Origin of the sequence: Variovorax sp. J2P1-31, from assembly GCF_030317215.1 — a bacterium.
Classification (GTDB): Bacteria; Pseudomonadota; Gammaproteobacteria; order Burkholderiales; family Burkholderiaceae_C; genus Variovorax.
On the sequence record NZ_JASZYA010000003.1, the window covers coordinates 748,674 to 771,134 of the forward strand.

General features: G+C 73.8%; 10 protein-coding genes. 2 read left to right on the plus strand and 8 right to left on the minus strand.

Annotated elements, in window-relative coordinates; all coding sequences use genetic code 11:
• Window positions 1–109 precede the first annotated feature (109 nt).
• The 4 genes from QTI20_RS23305 to QTI20_RS23320 all read right to left on the minus strand — a co-directional run bounded on the left by QTI20_RS23305 (window position 110) and on the right by QTI20_RS23320 (window position 16,122).
• On the minus strand, window positions 110–1,111 hold the full coding sequence (locus tag QTI20_RS23305; protein ID WP_286553961.1) for a FecR family protein: 1,002 nt from the start codon (window positions 1,109–1,111) through the stop codon (window positions 110–112).
• A gap of 107 nt (window positions 1,112–1,218) precedes the next feature.
• Window positions 1,219–1,725 (minus strand): RNA polymerase sigma factor, encoded by a 507-nt coding sequence (locus QTI20_RS23310; RefSeq protein WP_286553959.1) that lies wholly within the window; start codon window positions 1,723–1,725, stop codon window positions 1,219–1,221.
• On the minus strand, window positions 1,722–2,438 hold the full coding sequence (locus QTI20_RS23315) for an STN domain-containing protein (RefSeq protein WP_286553957.1): 717 nt from the start codon (window positions 2,436–2,438) through the stop codon (window positions 1,722–1,724). Before QTI20_RS23315 ends, QTI20_RS23310 begins: the two co-directional genes overlap by 4 nt.
• A gap of 145 nt (window positions 2,439–2,583) precedes the next feature.
• Window positions 2,584–16,122: a filamentous hemagglutinin family protein gene (locus QTI20_RS23320; protein ID WP_286553956.1), complete on the minus strand. Its 13,539-nt coding sequence runs from the start codon at window positions 16,120–16,122 to the stop codon at window positions 2,584–2,586.
• Between the two features lie 317 nt (window positions 16,123–16,439).
• Between QTI20_RS23320 and QTI20_RS23325 the strand changes: the two genes are divergently transcribed.
• Window positions 16,440–18,287 (plus strand): EAL domain-containing protein, encoded by a 1,848-nt coding sequence (locus tag QTI20_RS23325; RefSeq protein WP_286553955.1) that lies wholly within the window; start codon window positions 16,440–16,442, stop codon window positions 18,285–18,287.
• On the opposite strand, the gene QTI20_RS23330 is transcribed toward QTI20_RS23325, so the two are convergent.
• From QTI20_RS23330 to QTI20_RS23340, 3 genes are read right to left on the minus strand one after another with little or no spacing between them, the layout of a single operon-like run.
• Entirely contained in the window at window positions 18,230–19,201 is a 972-nt protein-coding gene (locus tag QTI20_RS23330) for a FecR family protein (protein WP_286553954.1), read from the minus strand. The genes QTI20_RS23325 and QTI20_RS23330 overlap by 58 nt on opposite strands.
• Window positions 19,194–19,751, minus strand: coding sequence for an RNA polymerase sigma factor (locus tag QTI20_RS23335; RefSeq protein WP_286553953.1), 558 nt, complete (start codon window positions 19,749–19,751; stop codon window positions 19,194–19,196). Before QTI20_RS23335 ends, QTI20_RS23330 begins: the two co-directional genes overlap by 8 nt.
• 5 nt (window positions 19,752–19,756) lie before the next feature.
• On the minus strand, window positions 19,757–20,485 hold the full coding sequence (locus QTI20_RS23340) for an STN domain-containing protein (protein ID WP_286553952.1): 729 nt from the start codon (window positions 20,483–20,485) through the stop codon (window positions 19,757–19,759).
• 208 nt (window positions 20,486–20,693) lie between these two features.
• On the opposite strand from QTI20_RS23340, the gene QTI20_RS23345 reads away from it, so the two are divergent.
• A complete protein-coding gene (locus QTI20_RS23345; RefSeq protein ID WP_286553950.1) occupies window positions 20,694–21,065 on the plus strand; it encodes a hypothetical protein in 372 nt (123 codons plus the stop codon).
• Here the strand turns inward: QTI20_RS23345 and QTI20_RS23350 are convergent.
• Window positions 21,062–22,450 (minus strand): FAD-dependent oxidoreductase, encoded by a 1,389-nt coding sequence (locus tag QTI20_RS23350; RefSeq protein ID WP_286553949.1) that lies wholly within the window; start codon window positions 22,448–22,450, stop codon window positions 21,062–21,064. The genes QTI20_RS23345 and QTI20_RS23350 overlap by 4 nt on opposite strands.
• Window positions 22,451–22,461: the final 11 nt, after the last annotated feature.

Consider the following 22,461-nt stretch of genomic DNA (forward strand, 5'->3'; position numbering starts at 1 on the left):
TCGGGCTGTCCGGCGCTCGCATGCGGGCGCGGAATGGACGACCTTCCCTAGACGTTGCAGCGCGAAAGACCCGCCAGCAATTCCGAACTTTTTTGCGCGCCGCCCTCGCCTACCCCAGCATCACCAGTCCGGCCGGCAGCCGTGTGACACGCGCGCCGAACAGCACCTCGATCTGCCCGATCGCCTCGTCCAGCGCATCGATGCGGAAATGCCCGCTGAGCCGATGGCGGGCCAGCGCGTTGCTGGTGAGCACCACGCGGCCCGCGCGGTAGCGGTTGATCTCCTCCACCGCCTCCGACAGCGGCGTGTTGTCGAAGGCCACCACGCCCCGGTGCCAGGCCGCGGCCTGGGCCACGTCGACGGTGGCCACGCGCGACACGCCGCCGGCGCCCACGCCCACGCGCTCCCCCGCGCGCAGCGCGAGGCGGCCCGCGTCGGACAGCACCACGGCCGAGCCCTCGGTGCAGGTCACGACGCAGCGGTCGGCCAGGCGCCGCAGCTCGACGCTGCCCACGCCGGGCAGCACCTGCGCGCCCTCGATGTCCAGCGTCAGCGGCGCGGCATCCGGGCCGCGCCGCACCGCGACCTCGCCCGCGATCAGGCGCAGCCGGCGGCCCTCCTCGGCGGTGCCGGCCGGCCGCAGCGACAGGCTGGTGCGGGTGTTGAGCGTCAGGTCGATCGCATCGGACAGCGCCACCCGGCTCTGCTCGCCGACCCCCGTGCGGTAGTCGGCCGCGAACTCGTCCCACGAAGGCCAGAGGCCCAGCGGCGGCCGCACTGCCGCGACCACCGCCGCCGCGCCCGCGGCCGACAGGCCCGCGCCCAGGAACCAGCGGCGCCGCGGGTCGACGCCGGCCAGCACCGCGCCCTCGGCATCGGCCCGCCGGCGCCGCGGGAACAGCCGGCCGTGCGTGAGCGCGACCGCGCCGATGTCCCGCCACTCCTGGCGCGCGCGCGCAAAGGCCTCGCGGTGCGCCGCGCTGCGCGCGCACCAGTCCGAGAGCAGGCGCGCATCGCGGCCGCGCGCCTGGCCCGATTGCAGCCGGCGCACCCAGGCGCGCGCCTCCTCGTCGAGGGAGGACGCCGGTTCGCCGGAGGAGTTGGAAGCCATGTTCAGGTTCATCGATGGATCGGAAGCGCGCCGCCTTCACGCCGTGAAAAGTCCGGGGCACTCCACCTGGACGAACGGCGCGGCCTCCGACCGCCAACTATTTTTCTCTATGTCCGGTGGATCTGCATCTGCTCGGCGCAGAAGGCGTGGGCCAGGTGGATCTCGCGCTCGACCCGTCGCAGCGAGATGCCGTAGCGCTGCGCCAGCTCCTTCTGCGGCGTGCCCTCGACGCGCGAGGCGAACAGCAGCTGGCGGCGCAGCGGCGGCAGGCGGTCCATGGCGTGCGCCACGGCCTCGAGCTCGATGCGCGCCGCGGCCGCGTCGGCGGGGTTGGCGCCCTTGTCGGGCAACAGCAGCGCGTCGACTTCCTCCATCGACAGCAGCTGCCGGTCGGCGCGGATGCGGTCGATCGCCAGGTTGACGGCGGTGCGCAGCAGGAAGCTCTGCGGGCTCTTGACCGGCGCGCCCAGCGCGCGGGTCGAGAGCTTGACGTAGGTGTCGTGCAGCACGTCCTCGGCCATCTCGGTCGAGCCCAGGCGGTGGACCAGCTTGCGCTTGAGCATGTCGTAGCGGTCGACGAAGAAGCGCAGCAGCTCGGTCGGCATCTCGCTCATGGGGCCTCCGCGGCGCAGTCGCCGGTCTGCGACGGCGGCCGCGGCAGCACCAGCAGCGCGACCGGTGAGGTGCCCGGCGCCGGTGTCGCGTCGCCCAGGTCGAGGCCGCTCAGCAGGGCTTCGATGCGCGCGTCGCGCGCCGCCTCGCCCGTGGGATGGATGCGCAGGCGCGCGATGCGGCCGTCGGCGCCAGCCCAGAGGTTCATCGCCAGCCGGTAGGTGCCGGGCACGGTGCGCGGGTCCGCGCACAGCGCCGACAGGATGCGCGCCTGCAGCCGGCCGCGGTAGCGCAGCAGGGCCGGGTCGGGGACGGCCTGCACGGCATCGGCCGGCGCCGCGGCGGGCGCGGGCAGCGGCGCGGCCGCCTCGAGCGGCTCGCGCGCCAGCAGGAAGCCGGTGGCGGAGGTGGGCCGCGCCACCACGCCCGTGCCCTCGAGCAGCCGCTGCAGCGCAGCGGCCGGCGTCATCTCGCCCTGCACCGCGGCGGCGCTCAGGCCGCTGGCGGTGCTGGCGTCGTAGAGCAGCGAGGCGCCGGTGAGCCGATGGAAGGCCGTGAGCGCCTCGGCCAGCGGCTGCGCGGCGATGTCGAAGCGCAGCACGCCGGCCGGCGCCGCGGGCGCGGCCACCGGCACCGTCGAGGCGCCCCGCGCCATGCCGCACACGCTCGCCATCACGATCACGACGGCCAGCACGCGTCGCATGACGGCCGGCATGGGGAGGGTTCACGGGAAGGGGCGAAGGGGTGCATGGCGGGGGCGCGCGCCAGCACCTCGCAAGGCGGCCATCGCGCGGCCCGATGCTGCGCACCGCGAATGACACTGTCATGTCACCCGCGTGTTCGAGCCCGCGCCGCCCGCCTCAGCGCGCGAGCCCGCGCCGCTCGCCCGGCGTGAGCGGCTGCTGCTGCGCCGCGCTCAGCACGCCCGCGCCCAGCACCTGCACCACGCCGCCGGGGTCGTAGGCGGCACGCCCGTTCGCGCCGCCTTCGCGGCCCGGCGGCGGCGCCGCGGGCGCCTCGTTGCCGAAGCCCAGCATGCGCACCGTGAACACCGAGGGCAGCGCCTGGCGCGCCGCCGCGCGTTCGCGCTGCAGCATGTCCTGCGCCGCCACCGAGGCCTGCGAGGCCGCGGCGCTGGCGTTCGTGAGCGCGCCCACGTTGACCGCCGCCACCACCGGGATGCCCACGGCCTTGCCCTGCACCTGGATGTTCTCCGCGTTCACCACATGCAGCGCCGCCAGGTTCACGTTGCCCGAGACGCGGATGCCCGCCTCGCCCGCGTCGATGGTCCCCAGCGGCGCGATCAGGTCGATGTCGCCCGGCGGAATCTCCGGGATCGGGTTGAGCGTCGCGATGCCCGCGCCCGAATTGGGCGTGGAGGGCGAAAGCGACACATTGCCGAAGCTGTCGTAGACGCGGCGCTGCGGCGTGTAGACCACGGTGGTCTTGGCGCCGCGCCCGGCGTTGATGTCGCCTTCGGCCGACCAGGCCAGGATGTTGCCGCCGAAGGTGGTGAAGACCCGGCTCTGGCCCATCAGCACGCTGCCGTGGGCGTAGACCTGGATGTCGCCCTCGCCCTGCGTCATCACGCCGGCCCCCGGGCCCGGCACGAAGCCGCCGTCGACGCCCACCAGCGTGCGCCCGCCCGGCGTCATGATGCTGATGTCGCCGCCGAAGTTGGTGTGGATGCCCGCGTCCAGCACGTCGTAAAAGGACACGCCGTAGCCCGGGCTGCCCAGCGCCGTCCACTCCGCCTTGGTGATGTAGTTGCGGCCCGGCGTGGGCCGGTCCTTGCCGACCCCGTTGGTGTCCACGTAGTCGGCGTCGAAGTAGATCGCGCTGCTGAACAGCGTGAGGTCGCCGCCGTAGGCCAGTGCGCGGCCCTGCGCGTCCTGCGCGGGCAGCAGCGTGGCGATGGCCTCGCGCCCGCGCAGGTAGCTGCCGGCACGCGGCCCGCCCTCCTCGTTGTACTCGCGGCCCGCGGCCTTGAGTTCGGCGTAGTAGACGTTGCGCAGGAAGGCGCGCTGCTGCGCGGGCGGCAGGGCGTCGAAGAAGGCGCGCGCGTCCATCAGGCTGGCGTCGAAGCGCAGGCCCAGGCGGTTGTCGCCGCTGCCGAAGCGCTCGCTCAACCAGTTGACCAGGTGCTGCCGGCTCTCCACCCGGTACTCGCGCGCCAGCGAGCGGTTGGCCGCCGTGCGGCCCTCGGCCAGCGCGGCGCGGCGCGTGTCGTCGAGCAGCGCCTGCTGGCGCTGCAGGAAGGCCGGCGCCCCGGCCTCGTCGCCGCTGTAGCCGAACTCGCGCGCCAGCCACTGGGCCATGGTGAGCGCCCCGCCGTAGACGGTGAGCGCCTTGCCCGGCTGGTCGGCGAGCGGCCGGCCCGGGTCGGCCAGGTGGGCCGGGTCGAGGTAGCGCGCCGCGAAGGCATCCCAGCGCGCGCCCTCGCCCATGCCGGCCGCCAGCACCACGCTGGCGCCGCTGGCGCGGTCGCCCGGGATGGCATTGACCACAGCGCCCAGGGTCTTGATCTCGCCCCGGTCGGCGAAGTAGAGATCGCGCCCGGCGCTGACCTCGATCAGGCCGGGGCCGGTCACGTAGAAGGTGCTGTGGCGCACGTCGCGGCCGGCTTCCACGACCGAGATGTCGTCGGCGCGGCCATGCGAGATCAGGTTGCCGCGGCCCGTGCCGACCGTGTCCTTGTAGCCCAGGCGCGTGCCCGAATCGGTGATGTCGCGGCCGGCGCGGATGGCCACCGGCATCGAGCCCTCGTAGCGCGTGCCGCCCGAGCCCAGGTAGCCCATCTCGGCGATCTGGCCCATGCGCAGGCCGACGATGTCGCCCTCCACCGCGTAGTAGTGCGCCGGCGCCTGGCCGACGGCCGCATAGGCCGAGGTGGCCTGGCTGCCGAAGGTGAACAGCGAGGCCGTGTTCTGGCGTCCGTTGCCGGACACCGTCGCGCCCTGGTTGGCCAGGAGGTCCGGATGCACGTTGTGCACCACGACCGGCCCCTGGCCCTGATCACCGCCGCCCGTCGCCGCGACGACGCCCATGAAGCCGGGACGGAAGGGGCTGCTCAGCCCCGCCGGATCGGCCGTGGAGGCGGTGACCGCATAGCCGCCGGCATAGATCGCATCGCGCGCCAGCAGCTGCAGCTCGCCGGTGCCGGTGGCGTTGGCGTACTGCACGCCGATGGGCGCGGGCGCCAGTGTCAGGCCCATGCGCTCCGCGCGCACCACCGCGCCGTAGCGCAGGGAGGTGGTGCCCACGCCGTAGTAGAGGCTGCCGCTGGCCGACACCGCGCGCAGGATGGACGGATAGTGCTGGCCGTCCCGCGAGGGCGACTGGTTGGCGCCCTGCACCGCCTGCTGCGTCTCCTCGCGCGCCTGGCCTTCGGCCCAGGCCGTGGTGGGCGTGAGGTTGCCGCCGGCGCTGAACAGGTCGATGGCCGTGGCCGGCGTCCAGAGCGAGAACCAGCTCCAGCCGCCACCGGCGTGGTACCGGCCGTCGTAGGTGAAGGGGGTCGCATTGAGCAGCTTGGTGCGGCCCGGGTCGGCCACGCCGCCCAGCACCAGATCGCCGCGCGTGTCCAGCCGCGCGACCGCGTCGCCCAGCACCAGCACCGGGCCGCCGCCGCCGTAGGCGCGGCCGGCCGAGAAGGGGTCGCCGCCGCGCGAATCCATCTGGTCGCGCGCGCCATAGTGCAGGTCGAGCCCGCCGATGGCGCCGGCCTGCACGCGCAGCGCGCCGCGCAGGTTGGCGAAGGTGCTGTTGAGGTCGTGCTCGTTGCGGCGCAGCTCGGCATTGGGGTTGAGGCCGCCGCCGATGCGCAGGTCCAGGTCGCCGCCACCGGTGAGCACCAGCTCGCCCGCGGCGTTCATGCGGCCGGTGCTGGCCACGGCCAGGTTCAGGCCCTCGCTGCGCGGCATGGCGTTCCTGCGTTCGCTCTGGGTGCCGTAGTTCGGGGGAGCCTCGCCGCGCGGGCCGACGATGCCGGCCTGTCCGCCCGCCTCGACCACCAGGTTGCCGCCGCCCAGCGTGCCGAAGCCGGTGAAGCCGACCAGGTAGGGATCGTTCTCGAATCGCGTGGCGGCATACGAAGGCAGGTAGCTGCCATCCTCCGAGCCCTGCACGTAGGTGCCGAAGTTGATCCACCAGGCCACCGGCACCTGGTCCTTGCCGGCCTCCACGCTGCCCGTGCCCTGGCGCCACAGCCAGTTGCCCACGGTGCTGCTGCCGATCTGGTCGCGCACCGCCCCCATCGGCAGCCAGGGACGCAGGCCGCCGAGCCGGCCCATCAGATCGCCCGCGATGTCGCGGCCCGCGCGCACCAGCAGGTTGCCGCCGCCGGTGGGATACCAGGCGCCGTAGAGGCTTCGGGCGCCGCCGTCGACCAGGTGCTCGAACAGCTTGCCCTCGGCCTGCCACAGCGGCGTGCCGTCGCTGGCGAGGCCGCGCGGCTGGTCGTAGGCCGCGCCCATCGACGCGGCCGGCGCGCCCGCGGTGTAGACGCCGTAGGGCGAGCGCGTCTGCAGATCGCCGCCGGACACCAGGTCGAGGTCGCCGGTGCCGGTGCGCAGCACGCTGAAGAGCTGCTCGCGCGCCGGATAAAAGCTGCTGGCGCGGTCGGGCGGGGTGGCCGGCGTGTCGACCGCGGCCAGGTCGCCGTAGCCGAAGTCGTTCAGCTCGCCGGGGCTGGCGCTGAGGATGTAGTTGTCGCGCAGCTCCTGGATCTGCGCGGCCGTGATCGGCGTGCCGGACACCGGCATGAAGCTCAGCACGTACTCGCCCCAGAACTCGATGATCATTTGCTCGAACAGGCTCAGGTCGCCCCACAGGTAGGTGGCGGGCGACCCGGTGCCCGGCACATCGACGAAGCGCTGGCCCATGCCGAAATGCGCGTCGGCCAGCTGCAGCCGCGCGGTGCTGTGCGGCTGCGTGAGGCGCGTGTCGGCGGCCTGCAGGTCGGCACCGGCCACCAGGCGCAGGTCCCACGACTGCGACCCCGCCGCCAGCATCGGCGCCAGCGCCCAGGTGCGGCCCTGGTTGCCGTCGGCGTCGAGCGCGGGCCGCAGGCTCACCTTGTCCACGCCGCCGGGCAGCTTGACCACGGTTTCCGAAGGCACGATCGCGCCCTTGTCCAATGCGAGCGGCCGCGCCAGCGTCATGGCCACCGGCAGCGGCACGCCCGCCGGCCACAGGCCGGCCTGCATGCGCGCCGGGCCCGGCAGGCGCAGGCCCGCGTCCAGCCGCGTGCCCACGGGCAGCGTCAGCCCCCCCTGCGGCACCACGCTGCCGGCCGCGTGCAGCACGGTGCCGGCGGCGTCGCGCACGGCCGCGCCCAGCACCATGCCCGCCGGCAGGTTCAGCACCTGCGCCAGCGTGATGGCGGTGGGCAGCACGGTGCCCACCGGCAGCGTGGCCGCCTGCACCGGCGCGGCGTAGTTGAGGGTGCGGCCGAGCGCGAACTCGGTGCCGGTGTCCAGCGTCACGAAGCCGGCATGCGGGATCACCACGTCGCCGCCGAAGGCCGTCACGCCGGCGGGCAGGAACCAGCCCCTGTCGTCGGGCGTCGCGCCCAGCGACAGGCGCGAGCCGTCGAAGCCGTCGCTGAGGCTGCCGTAGACCTCGAGGTTGCCCTGCGCGCGGATCACCAGCGCGCCGGCCTCGCCCGAGCCGTGGCGGGCGCTCCGCGGCGTGTGCGGGTTGACGCTGGCATAGCGGTGGCCCGAGAGGTCGATGTCGCCGTCGAGGTGCAGGTTGCCGTCGGGGTTGACGGCCGCATCGGCCACGATGCGCAGGCCCGGGCGCAGGTGGAAGGCGTCGGCGTGCGCGCGCAGGCCGGCCAGCCGGCCGTCCATGAGCGCGCCGTTGGCCAGCGCGGCATCGATGAAGCGATCGCTGGCCGCGTGCAGGCGGTCCAGGTAGGCCTGGTCGATCACCTGGTAGCTCTTGCCGTCCACCGTGGCCTCGGTGCCCGGCGCGGCGCCGTGGTCGGTGACGAAGGCGTTGACGTGGATCGCCTTGGCGCCCTCGATGGCCACCGGGCCGGCCGCGTCGATGGCGACGTCGTTGGCGCCCACGCGCGGCGCGTTCAGCGCCACCGTGCCGTGCTTCTGCGTGGCCCCCGCCACGCGCAGGTCCAGGCGCGCGCCGCCGGCGATGCGCAGCAGGCCCTCGCCCGCATCGATCTCGATCACGGCGCGGTTGGGCGCGTCGATCGCCTGGCCGTAGCTGTCGCGGCGCAGCACGCTGGCGCTGGCGTCGAGCACGGCCGTGCCGTCCAGCGTCACGCCCTGCTTCGCGGCCAGGCGGATGCTGCCGGCCTGCTCGCCGCTGGCATCGATGCGGCCGTGCACCCGCAGGCTGCCGTGGTCCACCGAGACGTTGATCTCGCGGCCCTTGAGTTCGTCGCCGATCGCCAGGTCGCCCTGGCGCAGCTGGAAGCTGCGGCCGCCGACCACGCCGCCGTCGCCAAGGCGCGCGTTCAGGCCGGCGAAGTCGGCGATGTGCTGCGCGCGGATGTCCACGAAGCCCGCGGCATGGGGCACCGGCGTGCCGCCCGCGTCGTAGTGGCCGCTGGCATGGCCCAGCAGCGTGCCGCGCAGGTCGACCGTGCCCTGGGCTCCTTCCAGCGCCACGGCGCCGAGCCGGCCGGCGCGGTTGTACTGCGCCGACAGATCGATGCGCGAGCCGGCCGCCTGCAGCACGTCGCCGCCGCGGCTCTCCAGCCGCACCTCGCCGCCCCAGCTGTACTTGGGCAGGTCGAAGAAGTCGATGCGGCGGCCGGCCAGGTCGAGCCGGGCGCCGTCGGCCAGCTGCACGTTGCCCTGCGCCGAGAGCGTGAGCTTGCCGCTGGGCAGCAGCACGGCGGTGTCGATCAGCAGGCCGGCACCGGCGTCCAGCGACAGCTCGGCGCCCAGGGCCGAGGCCAGCGCGGCGTTGTCGGGCGCGGCCGCCGCGCGGCCCGCGGGCGCGGTGGCGCTGAGGCTGCCGCCGGCGCGGATCGCGTTGACCGAACCGGCGTGGCCGGTGATCAGCGGCGCGCGCAGGCGCAGGTCGCCGCCGCTGTAGCCGAAGGCCTTGGCCGCGTCGTCCCACGCGCCCTGCGACTGGTAGACCGCGAGCGAGCCCCGGTGGTTGGCGGTGATGCGCTCGCTGGCGTTGAGCTCGACCGCGGCGAAGCCCAGCGCCAGCCGGTCGTGCGAGAGCACGGTCTTGGGCTGGGTCTGCGCGCCGTAGCCGAACTCGATCTGCCGCGCATCGATCACCAGCTGGCCGCTGCCCGTGCCGGGGCCGCCGGTGACCACGCCACCGGGCGGCAGCGCCGAGCCGTTCCAGACGAAGCTGTCGGTCTCGATGCGCGCCACGTCGCCGGCCTGGCCGTGGCCGTACACGGCCGGCGCGGTGAGCACCAGCTGGGCCAGCGAGGACTTGCCGTTCGCGTCCAGCGTGCTGAGCTTCACCGATTCGTAGAAGCTGACCGCGCTGCTGGCGGCCAGCACCAGGTTCTCCAGCGCCGGCGCGCCGGTGCTGGTGTCGCCGCGGACCAGCCGGTCGAGCACCTGCTGGTTGAGCGTGAGGCCCGGCGTGAGCGCGCCGTCGTTGCGCGCGCGCGCCAGCGCCTCGGCGCTGCCCACGTTGATGCCGCCCACGGCCAGCACCAGGTTGCGCGCGCCGTAGCGCACCGAGTCACCCAGCTCGAAGCTGTTGGTGGTGGCGGCCGTGATGGTGCCGCTGGAATACAGCGTGGTGTCGCCCCGGCAGTCGGCGCTGCCGGCGCACTGGCCGATCTGGATCCGGCCCGAGCCGAAGCGGGTGTCGGTGCTTTCGGTCGGCGCCAGCACGTCGAGCCAGCCGTTGGACACCGCCAGCAGCGACACCTGCCCGGGGTCGAAGATGTAGCCGTGCGTCGAATCCCAGGACGCGGCGCCGTGGCCCAGCGTGTGGATGCCGGCGCCCTGTTCGAGCACGATGCCGCCCGCCTTCTGCCCGGTCGCCAGGAAGACCTGCGCGGCCTCCAGCCGGGCCCCTGCGCGCAGCACGATGCTGCCGCTGACCGAGTAGGGCGTGCCGAAGCTCACGTTGCGCGCATTCTGGGTGTTGCGCTCGCTCTCGAAGGTCGAGCCCGGCGCGCCGCCGATGGCCAGGGTGCTGGCGCCCACGGCGTTGAGCATGTCGGCACGCACCGAGACCCCGGCGAAGCCGGCGGTGGGCGCCTGGCCCGGGGCCAGGATCTCGATGGCGCCGCCGCTGCCGAGCGCGCCCAGCACCAGCTCGCTGCCGAAGCCGCCGGCCGCCGGCTGGTTGCGCACCGTGCCGGCCGCGATCTCCAGCCCCTTGCCTTCGGCCGGTCGCGTGCCCATGTCGATGCGCAGGCGCTTGGCGTCGCGCTCCAGCAGGGGCCGCGGCGCGCCGTCGCGCGCGGCCCAGTCCAGGCCGAAGCGGGCATAGCCGGTCTCGTTGTACTGCGAATAGCTGCGCACCGTGTCGGCCGGGGTCAGGATCACCTGGGTGGCCAGCACCTCGCGCAGCGGCGTGCCGGCGATGCTCAGCTGCCCGGCGGTGCTGAAGGAACCGTTGCGCATGGCCGCGGTGGCACCGGGCGGCATGGCGCTGGCGGCCAGGCCGTTGAGTTCCACCCGGAAGGCGCCGGGCAGCAGGGCGTAGGAAGAGGGCATCAGCGTGTAGGTGCCGGCCGGCAGGCCCGGCACGCCCGCGCCGAGCGTGATCTGGCGTCCCACCACGGGGTCGCCGGCGCCCTTCTCGGCCGCCAGCGGCGCGGCGCCGGGCTGCGCGCCCGGCACGATCGCGTAGACCGGATTGGTGGCCAGGCCCGGCAGCACGAAGGCCCCCGAGGGCTTGACCTGCACCAGCGGGTTCAGCCGCGCATCGGTGGAGCCGCCGCGGCCCGAGAGGAAGGCCGCGCCCAGGAGTTCGCCGCCCCCCGACAGGTCGATCACCGCCCCCTGCTGCACGTCGACACGGTCGCCGATCAGGTTCACGACCGAGCCGCCGCCCAGGCCGCGGTAGACCACGTCCTTGCCGTCGTACACATAGGTCAGGCCGTCCTTGGTGCCGCCATAGGGCATGCGCAGGCCGGCACCGCTCACCGAGGTCAGGCTGCCGTCGCGCAGCAGCACGCTGTGGGTGGCGGGGTTGTCGCCGACGTCGATCTTGCCCAGCACGATGCTGCCCAGCGGCGCGCGCAGCACGCCGCCCTGCTCGATCCGGCTGGACAGGAAGACCAGCGAGCCGAAGGCCGAGTACGGCACCGGCGGCAGCGCATCGCCGGTGCGCTCGATGCGCAGGCCGCGGCCCACCTCCTGCGCCCGGAATTCACCGAGGGCGCCGGTGGCGGGATAGATCTGGCTGGCCACCAGCAGCAGGTCGCCGGCGGTGTCGACCACGGTGCGGTCGCGCACCAGCGGCCGCAGCATGCGCAGGTCGCCGGCGCTGCGCAGTTCCACGGTGTCGAAGCCCGCGCGCTGCACGCTGACGTTGCCCGTGATCTGGGCCAGGTTGATCGAGCTGCCGAACACCGCGGCCTCGAACACGTCGAGCAGGCCCGCATCCACCAGCAGGCGCGAATCCGCGATCGGCACCGGTCGCCCGACCGTGGCCGAGCCGGGAATGATGTGCTTGTCGCGCTGCACGCGCGAGGCCCCGGCCAGCCGCACGTAGGGCGCGGCCAGCGACACCCGCGCGCCCGAGGTGCTGCCTTCGGCCAGGCTGAAGCTGTGGGCCGTCAGGCGCAGGCTCTGGTCCATGGCCAGGTTCACCGGGCTGTCGAAGCTCAGCACGCCGTTGACCAGCAGCGACAGGTTGTCGAAGCCGCCAGCCTGCACCCGGTCCACGCCCAGGCGGCCGTGGCCGTAGGCCAGGGTTGCACTGGCGCGGCCGGGCAGCAGGCCGGCCGGCAACACGCTGTCGCCCTGCTGCTGGCCCAGCGTGAATTCACGCAGCGAGCGCACCCGTGCATCGGGGTGGCTGGCTTCGGCGTAATTGGGGGCCTCCAGCACCAGCGCCAGCGTGCCACCGGCCGCGCCCGCGCCGCCGGCGGGGGCGCGCAGCGTGCCGTCCACGAACAGGCCGTTGAAGCTGTTGAGGTGGATCAGCCCGCCGTTGGATGCCAGGTCCGTGCGGCCCAGGTCCGGCAGGTCGAGCACGGCCTGCGTGCCCGAGGCGTCCAGCAGGGCACCGGGACGCACCACGATGAAGGCGTCCACGCCGTCGGCGAAGGTCGCGTCGGCGTTGTAGCTGCCGCCGATCTGGATGCTGCCGCCGCCCTGCACCGTGCCGTAGCGCCGGCCCTTGGCGTCCACCGCCACGTGCGCCGCGCCCGAGACGTCCAGCACGGCATGCTCGCCGATCCAGATCGAGCGGTCATGGCCGACGGACGAGGCGCCGCTCGGTCCGTAGCCGAAGTTCCCGAAGTCGATGCGCCCGCCCGCGCTGCGCAGCGTGCCGTCGACCATGACCTGGCCGTTGCTGCGCAGGCCGATGGCGCGGCCCGCGTCCACCTCGATGCGCGCGCCCTGCGCCACGGTCAGCGTGGCCAGCGAGCCGACGCCGTAGCCCGCGTTGAGCTGCAGGTCGGCGCCCTGGCGCTGCTGCAATTGGCGCCGCACGGGATCGGCGGTGAACTCCTCGGGCAGCCAGGCCGACAGCAGGCCCGCGGGGTCCGCCCCCGTGGCCCGCGTGCGCGCCGCCTCCGGGTCCAGCCGCAGCACCGGCATCTCGACCCGCAGGTCGGCGCCGGCGACCACCGCCAGGCTCTGGTGGCCGGTGATCTCGTAGCGCGAGAAGCCCGAGCGGAACAGGCCGGCATCGAGCTGCAGCGGGCGCACCACCGCCAGGTCCTGCGCGAGGCTGAAGCCGGCGACGATGCGGGTGCCGGCCGCGAAGCCGGCCTCGACGGCCGCCACCGCGCCGGCCTTGATCACGGCGGCCGTGGGCTGGATCGGCAGGCCCTGCGGGAACACCTCGGCCGGCACGCCGTAGGTGAGGGGGAAGCCGCCGAGCGCCGTGGTGATGCCGGTGATCACCGTGCCCGCGGGCACCGTGGGCGGCGAGGACGTCCACCCGAACACCGTGAACGCGGCGCCGGACTGGGTCTGGACGGTGTACGAATCGCTGCTGCCCAGCACCTTCGGCAGGGCCCAGTCCGCGTGCAGCGTCACGGCCGAGGCGGGCCCGATCAGAGGCTGCGCGCCGATCACCTCGCCGGGCAGGGCCCGGGTGCGCGTGTAGCGGTAGTCGGCCGGCAGCACCGCGCCGGCGGCGATGGTGAAGGCGTCCTGCGCGATCAGGTCGACGGGCGAGGCCTGCCCCGCCGGCAGCCGGCCGTCGCCGCCGGGCACCTGCCCGCCGATCACGACCGCGCCGCCGGACTGCAGCCGCAGCGTGCCGCCGCCCTTGGCGCCCAGGCTGCGCAGCTCGCCACCCAGCACCAGCCGGCCCGGCACGGCGCCGCTGCCGCCGCTGGCCGCCAGGCCGTCGGCCAGCAGCGCGATGTCGCCGCCGCGCCCGCCGGTCTGGCTGCCGTTGGCACGCAGCACGGCACCCGCCGAGGCATCGAGCAGCGCGCCCTGGGCGACCACCACCTCGCCGCTGCTGTGGATGCGGATGCTGCCGCCGTTCAGGTAGGGCAGCGCATGCACGTCGTTCGGATCGAGCGCGAGGTTGGACCAGAGGCCGCGCGTGTCCAGCCGCACGCCCTCGGCGACCACGGTGCGCGCGGGACCGGCCGCCGCCGGGGCGGCGGCGATCGCGCTGTCGAGCCAGCCGCTGCTGCCCGCGAGCTTCTTCACCACGTTGCCCAGCACGATGCTGCCGCCGCGCGCGCCGAGGTCGGCGTTCACCTGCACGTCGTGCGCATGCAGCACGATCTCGCCGCCCGGCGCCACCGACAGCGCATCGCCCACCACGATGCTGCCCGTGGCATGCACCCGCAGCACGCCCAGGTGCTGGGCCCGCAGCCAGTCGGCCGCCAGGTGGATGCCCGCGCCCGGCGCGCCGCCCAGCGTGACGGTGGCGGCCACGGCGCCGGGCACGTAGGCCAGGTTCTTGGTGCCGCTGTCGTAGACCGGCGCGTGCGTGCCCACGACCAGTTGCGCGCCGCGCGCCACCGCGGTCTGGGCCTGCTGGTAGCCGTCGAGCACGGTGTCGCGCGCGCGCGTCTGGCGCGCGCCCTGGAAGGTGGCGCCGTCGATGGCGCCTTCCAGCGCCGCGGCCTGCGTGGCGACGATCAGCCGGCCCGCATCGCGGCCCACGGTGTAGCCGCTCTCCAGTCGGCGCTCCGGCGCGATCAGCGGGCTGGCGTAATGCTCGCTCACGCCCCAGCGCGCATGCGCGGACTCGAAGCCCTGGTACACGCCGGTGTAGAGCAGGTCGCCCGGTGCGCGCGAAGCGTTGTAGAGGCGCCCGTCGGCGCCCTTGAGGAAGGTCTGCTTCACGTAGCCGGTCTGCACGTCGAGCGAACCGCCGGCCAGGTTGATCAGGCTGCCCGCCTGCGTGGCCAGGCTGTTGCCCGAGAACTGCACCGTGCCGCCCTGCGCCATCCACTCGCCCACGCCGTGGCCGGTGATGCCCAGGTAGCCGCCGACCTCCAGCAGGCCGCCGGCCGTGTACCAGCGGTCGGTTTCGTAGCCCTGGGTGCCCGCCGGCACGAACACCAGGTCGCGCCGGTCGACCCAGATGTTCTTGTTGTTCAGCCGCTTGCCGTCGCGGTTGACGGGTGCGTCGCGCTGCTCGTTGCCCTGCGCGTTGACCAGCACGTTGTTGGCCTCCATCGCCACCCGCACGCCCACCGCGCCCGACACGTCGATGGCGGCGCCGCCGGCCACCTCGGTGCGCGCCGCCTTCACCATCACCTGGCCGCCGGTGGCCAGCGTGAGCGAGTCGGCGCCGAAGTCGACCGCGCCCGCGCTGTCGACCAGCACCAGCGACTGGTCGCGCCGGTGCTGCACGCCGTCGCCGGCCTTGTCGGAGTCCTTGAGCAGCGCATCGCGCTGCGCGTCCAGCGCCGTGCCCACGGCATCGGACAGCAGCACCGCGCTGACGCTGCCCGGCTCGAGCAGCACCCGGCCCTCGGTGTCGCCCTCGGCGTTGTTCAGGTGGACCGTGCCGCGCGCGTTGACCGAGGTCGTGGCCACCGCCACGCCCTGCTGGCGCACCGTGTGGCCGGTGAGCGTGATGTCGCCGGTGGCCGCCTGGAGCAGGCCGGTGTTGAGCGCCAGGCCCGCGGCCGAGCCGTCCTGGCGCAGCGTGCCCACCATGTTGCCGCGCGTGGTCGCGCTCTGGTTGGCCTCGGTGCCCATGCCGCGGCGGATCACGAAGGCATCGCCCGCGGCCAGCACGGTCTGGCCCGACGCGGTGACGATCTGGCCGGCGTTGCGCGCCTCGCGGCCCAGCAGCATCACGTAGCCGCCGCCCTCGGTCACGCTGACCGGCTGGTGGGTCTGCAGGCGCGCGCCGGCCTCGACCACCACGTCGCCGGTGGCCGCGCCGTGGCTGAAGCTGCTGGCGGTGGTCGCGAGGTCGTTGGCCAGGCTGGGGACGAACTTCGTGCCCTGGGCCTCGCTGAACAGCCCCTTCTTGAACTGCGCATCGCTCATGCCCACGGCCGAGGCCAGCAGGTTGCGCGTGTCGACCTGGCTCGCGCCCGAGAACACGATGCCGTTGCGGTTGACCACCATCACCGTGCCCTCGGCCTGGATCCGGCCCTGGATCTGCGAAGGCCGCGCCTGCGGATCGTTGACCCGGTTGAGCACCGCCCAGCTCGGCTGCTGCTCGAACTTCAGGGTGGTGTCGCGCCCGATGTTGAAGGTCTCCCAGTTGAGCACCGCCTGCGCGCCGGTCTGCGCGACCGTGACCTTCGTCTGGCCGCCGCTGCGGGACTGCACCGGTGCCTGTGCGTTGGCCCAGCCGGCCGTGAGGCTGTTGGTGTCGACCTGCAGGCCGCCCTCGCCCAGCCCGTCGGGCACGCTCGAGGCGCCGGCCAGCGCCGCCGCGCGCGCCGCGGCCTGCGCCGCCTGCTGCTGCGCGATGCCGCGTGCCGCGAGGTTCAGGTTGCCGATCGAACGCGCCAGCTGCGCCTGGGCCTGTTGCTGCTGCGCCAGCGGGTTGGTGAGCGTCGAGGCCAGTTGGCCGTTGGGCAGGCGGCCGGTGGCCGCGGCCGTGTCCTGCGCCAGGTTCTTCTGCGCCATCCAGGCCGCGCCGAGCGCGCGCTGCGCCTGTGCCGGGCCCGCGGCACCGATCGCCGCGCCGTCCGTGAGCAGGGCCGCCACGGCCCGCATCATCGGGTTGAGCCGCGTGCGCCCGAAGGCGCCGCGCGGGCCCGGGGAAAGGACCAGGAAAGAGGATGCGCGCCTGTTGCGCTGGACCGCCGTGTTGCGTTGCATGGGTGACCTGTTCGTGTTCAATGGCTCGACCGCGCCACGGCGCCCGCGGGCCTGGCCGGCGCGGGCATGTCGTGGCTGACGGGAGCTATGACAGAACAGGGGAAACGCGACTGCAGCATGTCACGAAAACTTCACAAAGGAATCGCGCCGGGCCAGGTGCAGCGGCCATTGTTCGGTCCGGGCTTGACCCGGCCATGACAGGCCGCGCGCCGCGCCGTCGCAGTGCTGACACACGACAGGTCCATGCTGCACCCGGACGCGATCCGTCTGCCCTTCTCCTTTGCGAACCGACGACGCCGCGAGCGCCTGGCCCACGAATGAATCCGTCCGAAAAAACGCTGGCACGGCTGTACCGCGACGAGGCGCTGTACCCGGTGTTCCAGCCGATCGTGGACCTGCGCAAGGGCAGCATCTTCGGCCACGAGGCGCTGATCCGCGGCCCGCTGGGCACACCCTTCCACACGCCGGCCGCGCTGCTGGCGCTGGCCGCGGAGGAAGACTGCCTGACCGAGTTCGAACTCGCCTGCGTCGAGGTGATCCTGCGGCACTGGGGCCGCCTGACCGCACCGGGCCAGCTGTTCCTCAACATGAGTTCGGACGCGCTGGCCGCGGCCATGGAAGGCCCCGTACCCGGCCGCTTCGAGCGCGCGCTGGCCCTGCACGGCATCGCGCCGCGCTCGGTCACGGTCGAGATCACCGAGGACCGCCCGGCCAGCCACATGGGCGCGCTGCGGCTGGCGGTGAAGGCGCTGCACAGCACCGGCGCGCGGATCGCGCTCGACGACTTCGGCGAGGGCCAGTCCAACCTGCGGCTGTGGAGCGAGCTGCGGCCGGACTTCGTGAAGATCGACAAGTTCTTCACCCACGGCATCGCGAGCTCGCCGCACAACCTCGAGCTGGTGCGCACCATCGTCGGCTTCGGCCACACGCTGGGCACCACCCTGGTGGCCGAGGGCGTGGAAGACACCAAGGACCTGCGGGTGCTGCGCGACCTGGGCATCGACCACGGCCAGGGCTACCTGTTCGGCCGCCCGACGCGCACGCTGCATGCGGCCGCGCCCTCGCCCATCGCCGAGGCGATCCAGGACAGCCGCATCGCCGTGATGCCGCACGCGGCGCAGCAGGCCCAGCCCGGCGTGCTGCGCAGCCTGGCGGTGATCCAGGCGCCCACGCTGGGCCCGGCCACGCCCATCGACGAGGTCTCGACCCTGTTCCAGGCCCATCCCGAGCTGCATGCGCTGGCGGTGGTCGACGAGGGACGGCCGGTGGCCCTGATCAACCGGCAGTCGTTCATGAACGACTACGCGCGGCTCTACTTCCGCGAGGTGCACGGGCGGCGGCCCTGCATCGGCTACGCCAACACCAGCCCGCGCGTGGTCGAGCTGGAAGACAACGTCGAGCAGCTGGTGGGCATCCTGATGTCGGAAGACCAGCGCTACCTCAACGACGGCTTCATCGTCACCGAGGACAAGCGCTACCTGGGCCTGGGCACGGGCGAGCAGCTGGTGCGCGCCGTGACCGAGGCGCGCATCGAGGCCGCGCGCCATGCGAACCCGCTGACCTTCCTGCCCGGCAACATCCCGATCAGCATCCACATCGAACGCCTGCTGGCCAGCCATGCGGGCTTCGCCGCCTGCTATGCGGACCTGAACAACTTCAAGGTCTTCAACGACCACTACGGCTACTGGCGCGGCGACGAGATGATCCGCATGCTCGCGCGGCTGGCGGTGAAGCATGCCGACGCGCACCGCGATTTCGTGGGCCACATCGGCGGCGACGATTTTCTGGTGCTGTTCCAGAGCGAGGACTGGCAGGCCCGCTGCGCGCGCATGATCGAGGACTTCGACCTCGAGGCCCTGGGGCTCTACGACGACGCGGCCCGCGAGGCCGGCGGCATCGAGGGCAAGGACCGGCACGGCACGCTGCACTTCTTTCCCTTCACCACGCTGTCGATCGGCGCGGTGCGCATCGCGCCGGGCCGCTTCGCCCATGCCGAGGACGTGGCGGCCGAGGCGGCCATCGCCAAGCACGACGCCAAGCACGCGAACACCGGCCTCACGGTGCGCGAGCCCGGCGCCATCTCGCCATCCAAGCCCGGCCGCGCGCCCTATGCGCTGCCCAGCAGCACGATGCCGCCCGGCAGCGCGGTCACCTCGAGACGGTAGACCTCGCGCACCAGCGCGATCACGTCGTCGAGCCGGTCGATCGAGAAGCTGGCCTGCACGCGCTTGCGGCCGACCTCGGCGTCGGTCAGGATCAGCTTGCCCGGACGGTACCGGTTGACCTCGGCCACCACCTCGGCCAGCGGCGTCTGGTCGAACACCAGCTGGCGCCGCCGCCAGGCGCTGACGGCCGCCGCATCGGCGGGCCGCGCGACGGCGGGCCGCGCCCTGGCGTAGACCAGCTGCCGGTCCACATCCACCGCGGTGCTGCCCGCCTCGCCGCGGCGCACGTCGACGCGGCCCGAGAGGCAGGTCACGCAGACCTCGCCGTCGATGAAGCGCACGTTGAAGCGCGCGCGCTGCGCGCTGACCACACCATCGCCGACGCGCAGCTGCACCGCGGGCGCGGCACTGTCGAGGTCGGTGCGGATCTCGGCCTCGCCCTCGAGCAATTCGAGCCGCGCCACGCCGCCCTCGGTGCCGCGCAGGTCCATGCGCGTGCGGGTGTTGAGCTGCACCACGATGCCCTCGGCCGTGACCCACTCGCGCTGCTCGCCGGTGCCGGTGCGCAGGTCGGCCGCCAGGTCGCCCAGCGCGGGCCACAGGCCCAGCGGCGGGCGCAGCACCGCCCAGGCGGCGGTGCCCGCCAGCGCCGCGCCCAGGAAGGCGCGGCGCCCCGGGCGCACGGCCCGCGCCGCCTCGGCGCGCTGCAGGCGCTGCGCGGCCGGCCGCAGGTCCTGCCAGACCGCGCGCGCCTGCACGAAGGCCGAGGCATGCTCCCGGCTGCGTTCGCACCAGCGCCTGAAGGCCAGCGCATCGTCGCTGTCGGCCGCGTGCGAGGCCAGCCGCACCACCCATTGCTGCGCCTGGCGGCGGATGGCCTGCTGTTCGGCGCTGTCGTTCACTTCTTCACGCATGAGACTTAGACGGTTTTCCCGCGCCCGGACCGAAGCGCTGGATGAAATCACGGCCCAGCCGTTCGCAGCAATGCTCGAGGCCGGCGCGCAGTTCCTTCTCGACGGTGCGCTCCGACACGCCGAAGCGGCGCGCGATCTCGCGGTGCGGCATCTCGTCGATGCGCGCCGCCACCACGATCGCGCGGCGCCGCCGCGGCAGTTCGGCCAGCGCGCGCTCGAGCGCCTCGATCTCGCCACGCGCCTCGGCGGTGCGGGCCGGGTCGGCCATCTCGTCGGCCATCTCGTAGAGCGCCTCGACGTCGGGCACGCTCAGCAGCCGCGCGCCGCTCTTGCGCTGGTCCTCGGCGATGTTGAGCGCGATGCGGAACAGGTAGGCCGAGGGGTAGCGGATCGCGCCCAGCACGCTCATCGATTCCATGCGCAGGTAGGTCTCGTGCAGCGCGTCGTTGGCCAGGTCTTCCGAGCCCAGGCGCTGGTGCAGGTGGCGCCGGAACTGGTCGTAGCGCGACAGGAACAGCGCGCGCAGCGCGGCCTTGATCGATTCGGGCATGCGCCTCAGCCCCCGTCCGCGCGTGCGGCGCGGCAGACCGCGACCGGGTCGGCGCGCGGACTCAGCAGCACCGTGAGCGGCTGCGCGAGCCCGGGCGGCGGCACGCGGCCGATGGCCAGGCCGCGCAGCCGCGCGAGCAGTTCGGCGTCGCGCGCGGCCTCGCCGCTGGGCTCGAGCAGGCTGGCGCGCCGGATGCGCCCTTCGGGCCCGGTCCACAGCTGCAGCGCGGCGCGGTAGCGGCCGAAGCTGTGGGGCTGCGCCGCGCACAGGGCCTGCGTGATGGCGGACTGGAGCGCGCCCGCGAAATCCGCGGCGGCGGAAGGCGCGACGCCGCCCAGGCCCGGTGCCGTCGTCGCCTCGGGCATCGGCACCTCCGCCGTCGCCGGCTCGGGCACCAGCGTGAACGCATCGCGCCCGCTGTAGCGCGCATGCAAACCGGTGCCGGCCAGCAGCAGCCGCAGCGCCTCCTGCGCCGCGAACACGCCGCGCACCGCCTGGGCCGTGCGGCCCTGGGTCAGCGTGCTGTCGACCAGCACCGAATGGCCGGTGAGCCCGCCGAAATCCGCGAGCGCCTTCTGCAGCGGCTGGGACGGCAGGTCGAAGTGCAGGCGCGGACCGGCCTCAGCCATGTCGCGCGGCTCCGTCGTGGCCGCGGCCGTGCTGCCCCAGACGAGCATCCACACCAGGCACCAGGCCTGTGCCCATCGGCAGCCTGGGGCGAGGGAAAGCACCATGGGTTGGAATCATCAGGACGGACACGGGAAGAACGCGCGGGCGACGCTGCGGCAGGACCTCGGCCCTGCACGTCGGAAGTACGCGGCATGCTAGGCGGCGCGCATGACCGATCCGTGACGCCGCAACGCCAGGTGTCGCGCGACATGCGCATGTCACACGCAGGCGCCAGGCTGGCGGGTTGCGCGCCCTCGCGCGACCGGAGTTCCCATGCCCATCGCCCGCCGCCCGCCGCTGTTCCCGCCTGCCCTCGCCCTTGCCCTGTGGGCGGCGATGGCGCCGGCGCTGGCGGACGAGCCCCAGGACGGCCCGGCCCGCTGCGTCGAGGTGGAAGTCGACGGCGCGCGCGCGCCCGCGTCCTTCGCCTGCCTCAGCGAGCGGCTGCGTCCTGCCCCCGCCCACCCGGCATCGCGCGACGCGACGATGGGCTCGGAAGCCATCGTGCAGCGGCCCGGCAACCAGCTGGGCGTGTTCAACCGCGCCGCCACCGGCCACCGCATGGGCAACACCTTCGGCACCTCGGTGTATCCGCAGCGGCCGCCGCCGGTGGCGCCGGTGCTGCCCTTCGGGCCGCGGCCCTAGGCCTTGTCCGCCTTCCCCGCCGCATTGGCGAACTTGCTGAGCAGCCGGTCGACCTTCCACGGCCGCAGGTCGCGGTCTTCCGCCGCTTCCTTGCGGCGGATGGCGTTGCGCACCACCAGCGAGCCGACGTAGCGGATCGGCTCCGGCGGGAACAGCCCCAGCGGCCCCTGGAGCAGCGGGCTGCGCGTCCAGGCGTTGTCTTCGTCGAGCACCAGCGACGAGAGGATCTGCCCGCCCATGTAGGTGGGGCCCACGCCGTTGCCCGAGTAGCCGAAGCCGTAGACGATGTGCGGCGCGCCGTTCAGGCGGCCGAAGAAGGGGAAGCCGGTCGCCGAGCGGTCCGAGGGGCCGTTCCAGCTGGCGGTGACGGGCACGCCGCGCAGCGAGGGGAAGAAATCGTCGAGCGCGCGCTTGAGGTCGGCCTCGTAGGGCGAGCGCTGGTCGAACACCGGCGCGATGCGCCCGCCCCAGGCGAAGGTGTTGCCGCCCTTGCCCAGCATCAGCCGGCCGTCGGCGGTGCTGCGGTAGTAGTAGACGAAGGTGCGCGAGTCCAGCACCGACACGCCGTCGGTCAGCCCCATGGCCTGCAGCAGCTCGGGGCACTTCTCGGTGATCACCATGTCGCTCGACACGATGGCGATGCTGCGCTCGAACTGCGGCAGCGCGCGCGCCATCCAGGCGTTCATCGCCAGCACCAGCTTGGGCGCCTCGAGGCTGCCGGCCGGCGTGCGCACGGTGACCGGATGGCCCTGCGTGAAGTCCAGCATCGGGCTGCGCTCGTAGATGCGGATGCCCATGCGCAGCGCCACGCGCCGCAGGCCGCGCACCAGCTTGCCCGGGTGCACGGTGGCGGCGATGGGCGAGTACACGCCCGCCAGGTTGCGCGCCGAGCCCGATCGACGCGCCACCTCTTCGGGCGGCAGGGTGCGGTAGGAATGGATGCCGCAGTCCTCCAGCGCCTGCATCACCGGATCGAGCGTGCCGACCTGGGCCTGCGAGGTGGCGGTGTAGAGCGTGCCGTCCTGCCGCAGTTCGGCATCGATGCCCTGCGCGCGGCAGAAGTCCGCGATGTGCTGCACCGCGGCCTCCGAGGCCTTGACCAGCCGGATGGCCTCGGCCTCGCCGAACAGCCGGCGCAGGGTGAAGAACTTGGCCGACCAGGTCAGCAGGCAGCCGCCGTTGCGCCCGCTCGCGCCGGCGCCGCAGAGGTCGCTCTCGAGGATGGCGATGTCGAGCGCGGGGTTGCGCTGCCGGGCCTGGATGGCGGTCCACAGCCCGGTGAAGCCGCCGCCCACGATGCACACGTCGGCCCGCTGCGCGCCCTGCAGCGCGGGAGCGAGTTCGCCGTCGTCGATGAGAGCCTGTTCGATCCAGAAGGGGCGCATGTCGCGTGCTC

Bases quoted from the DNA above. Each gene is read 5' to 3' on its own strand.
- QTI20_RS23305 (WP_286553961.1), bottom strand. From the start codon at position 1,111: ATGGCTTCCAACTCCTCCGGCGAACCGGCGTCCTCCCTCGACGAGGAG.
- QTI20_RS23335 (WP_286553953.1), bottom strand. From the start codon at position 19,751: ATGCCCGAATCGATCAAGGCCGCGCTGCGCGCGCTGTTCCTGTCGCGC.
- QTI20_RS23340 (WP_286553952.1), bottom strand. From the start codon at position 20,485: ATGGTGCTTTCCCTCGCCCCAGGCTGCCGATGGGCACAGGCCTGGTGC.
- QTI20_RS23325 (WP_286553955.1), top strand. From the start codon at position 16,440: ATGAATCCGTCCGAAAAAACGCTGGCACGGCTGTACCGCGACGAGGCG.
- QTI20_RS23320 (WP_286553956.1), bottom strand. From the start codon at position 16,122: ATGCAACGCAACACGGCGGTCCAGCGCAACAGGCGCGCATCCTCTTTC.
- QTI20_RS23310 (WP_286553959.1), bottom strand. From the start codon at position 1,725: ATGAGCGAGATGCCGACCGAGCTGCTGCGCTTCTTCGTCGACCGCTAC.
- QTI20_RS23330 (WP_286553954.1), bottom strand. From the start codon at position 19,201: ATGCGTGAAGAAGTGAACGACAGCGCCGAACAGCAGGCCATCCGCCGC.
- QTI20_RS23350 (WP_286553949.1), bottom strand. From the start codon at position 22,450: ATGCGCCCCTTCTGGATCGAACAGGCTCTCATCGACGACGGCGAACTC.
- QTI20_RS23315 (WP_286553957.1), bottom strand. From the start codon at position 2,438: ATGCCGGCCGTCATGCGACGCGTGCTGGCCGTCGTGATCGTGATGGCG.
- QTI20_RS23345 (WP_286553950.1), top strand. From the start codon at position 20,694: ATGCCCATCGCCCGCCGCCCGCCGCTGTTCCCGCCTGCCCTCGCCCTT.